The organism is Brevundimonas sp. (genome assembly GCF_041688735.1).
Lineage (GTDB): Bacteria > Pseudomonadota > Alphaproteobacteria > Caulobacterales > Caulobacteraceae > Brevundimonas.
The window spans coordinates 1-5,611 of sequence record NZ_JBDNHO010000026.1; the positions used below are offsets into that span (position 1 = coordinate 1).

At 68.0% G+C, this 5,611-nt stretch carries 5 protein-coding genes; 3 read left to right on the forward strand and 2 right to left on the reverse strand.

Features of this window, described 5'->3' with window-relative positions; translation table 11 throughout:
* The first annotated feature begins 58 nt into the window (after positions 1–58).
* Positions 59–664: a DUF2939 domain-containing protein gene (locus ACESMO_RS03320; protein WP_372706760.1), complete on the forward strand. Its 606-nt coding sequence runs from the start codon at positions 59–61 to the stop codon at positions 662–664.
* A 62-nt stretch (positions 665–726) separates the two neighbouring features.
* The gene (locus ACESMO_RS03325; protein ID WP_372706761.1) at positions 727–1,284 is read left to right on the forward strand and encodes a DUF2939 domain-containing protein; all 558 of its coding nucleotides are present in this window, start codon (positions 727–729) and stop codon (positions 1,282–1,284) included.
* Here the strand turns inward: ACESMO_RS03325 and alaS are convergent.
* On the reverse strand, positions 1,263–3,953 hold the full coding sequence (gene alaS / locus ACESMO_RS03330; protein WP_372706762.1) for an alanine--tRNA ligase: 2,691 nt from the start codon (positions 3,951–3,953) through the stop codon (positions 1,263–1,265). The two genes, ACESMO_RS03325 and alaS, sit on opposite strands and share 22 nt — an antisense overlap.
* 116 nt (positions 3,954–4,069) lie before the next feature.
* Between alaS and ACESMO_RS03335 the strand changes: the two genes are divergently transcribed.
* Entirely contained in the window at positions 4,070–4,444 is a 375-nt protein-coding gene (locus ACESMO_RS03335; protein WP_372706763.1) for a DUF393 domain-containing protein, read from the forward strand.
* Positions 4,445–4,563: 119 nt separating this feature from the next.
* On the opposite strand, the gene recA is transcribed toward ACESMO_RS03335, so the two are convergent.
* Positions 4,564–5,611, reverse strand: a 1,048-nt coding sequence (gene recA, locus ACESMO_RS03340) for a recombinase RecA (RefSeq protein ID WP_372706764.1), incomplete at its 5' end; no start/stop codon positions are given.

Consider the following 5,611-nt stretch of genomic DNA (forward strand, 5'->3'; position numbering starts at 1 on the left):
GCTTTGATTTGGGCGAAACCGGCGTTCGTGCATTGATGGCGCGTCCCGGAGGCGTCCCATGAAACTGGTCGGCAGACTCATCGTCACTCTGGTCGTCTTGGCGGCGATATCCTTCTTCGCGGCGCCCGGCGTGGCCTTCTTCGCCCTGCGGTCTGCAGCGGAGGCCGGCGATTCAGCGGGCTTGGCGGGGCTGGTTGACTACCCCGCCGTACGCCAGTCCCTGCGACCACAGCTGGACGGCAATCCGGCCGCCGCCGCCCCGGCCCCGACCTTCATGGAAGACCCCATCGAGGCGGTGCGCCGCCAGATCGAGCAGGCCTCCGCCCCCGCGGCACCCGATGTCGAGGCCTATCTGACCCCTGCGGCGCTCGCCGCCCTGACTCGGGGCGAGGGCCGCTACGCCTCGAAACGCACCGCCGCCGCCCTGCCGTCGCCCGACAGATCCAGCACCGGCGGGCCGCTGCCCCGGCCGGTCTATTGGGGCATGAACCGGGCCCGGATGAGCGTCGCCGACGAGGGCGGGTTCGAGACAGTCTTCACCTTCGAGCGCAAGGGTCCGTTCGAATGGAAACTGGTCCACGTCGGCCTGCCCGAGGGTGTAACACCCTCCGTTCGCCCCGCTGACCGCTCCGGCGGTGCCATTTCCGGTGGCGGGCGACGCTAGCCACGCGCGGCGACTCGCGGCAACCGTGTCCATGGCAAGGCGTTAGGACGCCAGAGGGTCACATGAACAAGAAACTGGTCGTCGGCCTGGTCGCCGCGACACTCGCCGCTTTCATCGTCGCCTGGGCGGTCGCCCCCATCGTGGCGGCCCAGTCCCTGATCCGCGCGGCCAAGGCCGGAGACACGGCCAAGCTGGAGCAACGGGTCGACTTCCCGTCATTGCGCGAGAGCCTGAAAGCGGAGTTGAACGCCGAGGTCCTGGCCCGCGTGCGGGGAGACCCGCGCCTGACGGAAAGCGATTTGGGCGGCATCGGCATGATGCTGGCCCCCATGCTGTTGTCCGGCGCGGTGGACACCGTCGTGACGCCCGAGATCGTCGCCGCCATGGTCCGCGACGGCGAGGCACCCGACCCCACCGGCGCCCCCGATCCCGCCCCCAAGACCGGCGACGACGGCGGCGACATTCACCAGTCCTGGGGCTACCGCGACCTGAACACCTTCTCCGTCACGCTCACGCGACGCGATGCGCCGAACAAGCGGCTGGCCCTGCTGTTGGATCGTCGCGGGCTGTTCAGCTGGAAGCTTGCGGCGGTGGATCTTCAGAGCGGGACTGAACCCTGACCCGCCAGCGCCGCCCGCACCGCCGCCAAGCCGTCTTCCGCCTTCGTGCCGTCCGGCGCGCCACCTTGGGCGAAGTCGGACTTGCCGCCGGCGCCCTGTCCACCCATCGCCATGACGGCGGCGCGGGCAAGGTTGGCGGCGTTGACGGAGGTGGTGATGTCCGAGGTTACGGCGACAGTGACCGCAGCCTTGCCTTCGGTCACGCCGATCAGGGCGACGACGCCCGAGCCAACCTGTTTCCTGAAGTCTTCGGCCACGCCGCGCAGGCCCTTGCCGTCGACGCCGTCCAGCACGCGGGCGATCAGTCTGACGCCATTGATCTCTTCCGGCGCGGCATTGGCTGAACCGCCGCCACCGCCGCCCAAAGACCCAGAAAGCGCCAACTGCTTCTTCAGCTCGGCGACCTGTTTCTCCAGCGCCTTGCGTTCGCTGGTCAGGGCCTCGACGCGGGCGGGGACGTCCAGCAGCTGGACCTTGAAGCTCTGGGCCAGGGCCCTGGCGACGCCAGCCTGGCCCAGCAGATACTGGCGAGCGGCCTCTCCGGTCAGGGCCTCGACGCGGCGGATGCCGGCGGCGATCCCGGTCTCCGACACGATCTTGAACAGGGCGATGTCGCCGGTGCGGGCCACATGGGTGCCGCCGCACAGCTCGACCGAATAGGGTTTGTCGCCGGTCAGGCTGCGACCGAGCGTCAGGACACGGACCTCGTCGCCGTATTTCTCGCCGAACAGGGCGATGGCCCCGGCCGCGATGGCATCTTCCGGCCCCATCAGCCTGGTGTCGGCGGGCAGGTTCTGGCGGATGACCGCGTTCACCTCGGCCTCGATGCGGTTCAGTTCGTCCTCGGTCACCGGCGCGTTGTGACTGAAGTCGAAGCGCATGCGGTCGGCGTCGACCAACTGGCCCTTCTGGGCGACATGGGGGCCGAGCACATTCTTCAGCGCCGCATGCACCAGATGGGCGGCCGAGTGGTTGGCGCGGGTGGTCAGGCGGGCGTCCGGCGCGGCGCGCAGCTGGGCACGGGTCCCGACGGCGAGGCTGCCCGATGTCACCTCGATCGTGTGGGCATAAAGATCTGCGGCGGGTTTGAGGACGTCGAGCACGCGGGCGCTGCCGCCGGCCCATTCGATCTCGCCCTTGTCGCCGGCCTGGCCTCCGCCTTCGCCGTAGAAGGGCGTCTGGTCGAACAGGACCTCGGCGACCTCGCCGGTCTCTAAGACGTCGGCGGGCGCGCCGTCCTTGAGGATCGCCAGCACCTCGCCCGAGCCGTCGACCGCGTCATACCCGGTGAAGACGGTGGGGCCGAGCCGGTCCTTGAGGGCCAGCCATTCGCCCGTCGAGGCCGACTGGCCAGAGCCCTTCCAGTTGGCCTTGCCGCGCGTCTTCTGTTCCTGCATCGCCGCGTCGAAGGCCTCGGTATCGACGGTGAAGCCGCGACGCCGCGCCTCGTCCTGGGTCAGGTCGAGCGGGAAGCCGTAGGTGTCATAGAGGGCGAAGGCGGTCTGGCCGGGGATGACGCCGCCTTCGGCCAGGTCACGCGTGGCGTCTTCCAGCAGGCCCATGCCGCGACCCAGCGTGGTGCGGAAACGGATTTCCTCCTGTTTCAGCGTGTCCTCGATCGAGGCCTGGGCGCGCTTCAATTCGGGATAGGCCTCACCCATCTCGGTGACCAGCGTCGGCACCAGGCGGTGCATCAGGGGATCGGCGGCGCCCAGCAGATGGGCGTGGCGCATGGCCCGGCGCATGATGCGACGCAGGACATAGCCCCGGCCCTCGTTCGACGGCGTGACCCCGTCCGCAATCAGGAAGGACGACGAGCGCAAATGGTCGGCGATGACGCGGTGGCTAGGGGCCTGCGCGCCCTCGGCCTTCGTCGAGGTCGCGTCCTCGGAAGCCGCGATCAGGGCTTTAAAAAGGTCGATCTCATAGTTGGAGTGCACGCCCTGGAGCACCGCCGCGATTCGCTCCAGACCCATGCCGGTGTCGACGCTGGGCCGGGGAAGGTCGCGAACGATCTGATCGTTTTCCTTCTCATGCTGCATGAAGACGTTGTTCCAGATCTCCACGAACCGGTCGCCGTCCTCGTCCGGCGAGCCCGGAGGGCCGCCGGGGATGTGGTCGCCATGGTCCCAGAAGATCTCGGTGCAGGGTCCGCACGGGCCACTGTCGCCCATGGCCCAGAAATTGTCCGATCCGGCGATGCGGATGATGCGGCTCTCGGGCAGGCCCGCGATCTTCTTCCACAGGCCGGCGGCCTCGTCGTCGTCGATATAGACGGTGACCGTCAGCCGGTTCGGGTCGAGGCCGAACGTCCTGGTGGTCAGGTTCCAGGCCATCTCGATGGCGTGGTCCTTGAAATAATCGCCGAAGGAGAAATTCCCCAGCATCTCGAAGAAGGTGTGGTGGCGCGCGGTATAGCCGACGTTGTCCAGATCGTTGTGCTTGCCGCCGGCGCGGACGCATTTCTGCGAGCTGGTGGCGCGTTTGTAGGGAGGCGTCGCGCCGCCGGTGAAATAGTCCTTGAACGGCACCATGCCCGCGTTGACGAACAACAGGGTTGGGTCGTTCTGCGGCACCAGCGGCGCCGACTGGACCCTGGCGTGACCGTCGGCCGCGAAATAGTCGAGGAAGGTCGAGCGGATACTGTTCAGGCTGGACGAGCTGGTCATGGGCTGCGTGGTCGTTCTGGGGAGGCTGAGGGAACGGGCGTCATATAGGGCTTTGACCCCCAATGCATCACCCCGCCACATGGCCTCGGCGCGGCGGCGGGCCTAGAACTGAAAAGATGACGACGCTGCATGTCTGGTTCGATGGCGACTGCCCGCTGTGTCGGCGCGAGATCGCCCTGTTCCGCCGGCTGGACCGGCGCCGGGTGATCACCTTCATCGACGTGGCCAGCGGAGAGGGCGGATGTCCGCTGGACCGGGCCACGCTGCTCGCGCGGTTTCATGCGCGCGAGAACGGCCGGATGCTGTCGGGGGCGGCGGCTTTCGCCGCCATGTGGCGGGCGATACCCCTCCTGCGCCCCTTGGGACTGGCGGCGCGGAACCGGAGGGTCCTGTACTTCCTCGAGCGGCTTTACCTCGCCTTCCTGAAGATGAGGCCCGCGCTTCAGCGCGCGCTGGGTGGCCGCGGTCCATCCCGAAAAAAGGCCGCCTGACCCGGGTGGGGATCAGGCGGCCACTCCGTCCGGCCCGGCCCCACCGGGGTCGGATGGCGGGTCGGGGGACCCGGCCGGAGAAGGTCTACTCCTCACCCCGAGGGGGGAAGAATGTTGGATCAGCCTTCCAGGTCCTGGCCCTCGTCCGGTTCGGGCGTGCCCAGCAACTCCTCAGCGATCTTGGTGGTGGACTTGCGCACCTTGTCCTCGATCGAATCGGCGATGTCGGGATTGGCCTTGAGGAAGGCGCGCACATTCTCTCGGCCCTGGCCGATGCGCTGGCTGTCATAGGAGAACCAGCTGCCCGATTTCTCGATGATGCCGGCCTTGACGCCAAGGTCGATGATCTCGCCCAGTTTGGAGATGCCCTCGCCGTACATGATGTCGAAGATGACCTCGCGGAACGGCGGCGCGACCTTGTTCTTGACCACCTTTACGCGGGTGGTGTTGCCGACGACCTCGTCGCGGTCCTTGATCGCGCCGGTGCGGCGGATGTCGAGGCGCACCGAGGCGTAGAATTTCAGCGCATTGCCGCCCGTCGTCGTCTCCGGCGAGCCGTACATGACGCCGATCTTGTGGCGGATCTGGTTGATGAACAGGACGATACAGTTCGACTTGGAGATCGAGGCGGTCAGCTTGCGCAGCGCCTGGCTCATCAATCGAGCCTGAAGGCCGGGCAGGCTGTCGCCCATCTCGCCCTCGATCTCGGCGCGGGGCGTCAGCGCCGCGACAGAGTCGATCACCACGATGTCCACAGCGCCCGAACGCACCAGGGTGTCGACGATCTCCAGCGCCTGTTCGCCCGTGTCGGGCTGCGACACCAGCAGGTCGTCCAGATTGACGCCCAGCTTCTGGGCATAGCCCGGGTCAAGCGCATGCTCGGCGTCGACGAAGGCGGCGGTGCCGCCGGCCTTCTGGATCTCGGCCACCGTATGCAGGGCTAGCGTCGTCTTGCCCGAGCTCTCCGGCCCGAACACCTCGACCACCCGACCGCGCGGCAGGCCGCCGATGCCCAGCGCCATGTCGAGGCCCAGCGATCCGGTCGAGACCGACGGGATCGCCTGAACCACCCCGCCCTTGCCCAGCTTCATCACCGAGCCCTTGCCGAAGGCCCGGTCGATCTGCGCGATCGCCGCCTCCAGCGCGCGCTGCTTGTCGCCGTCGTCC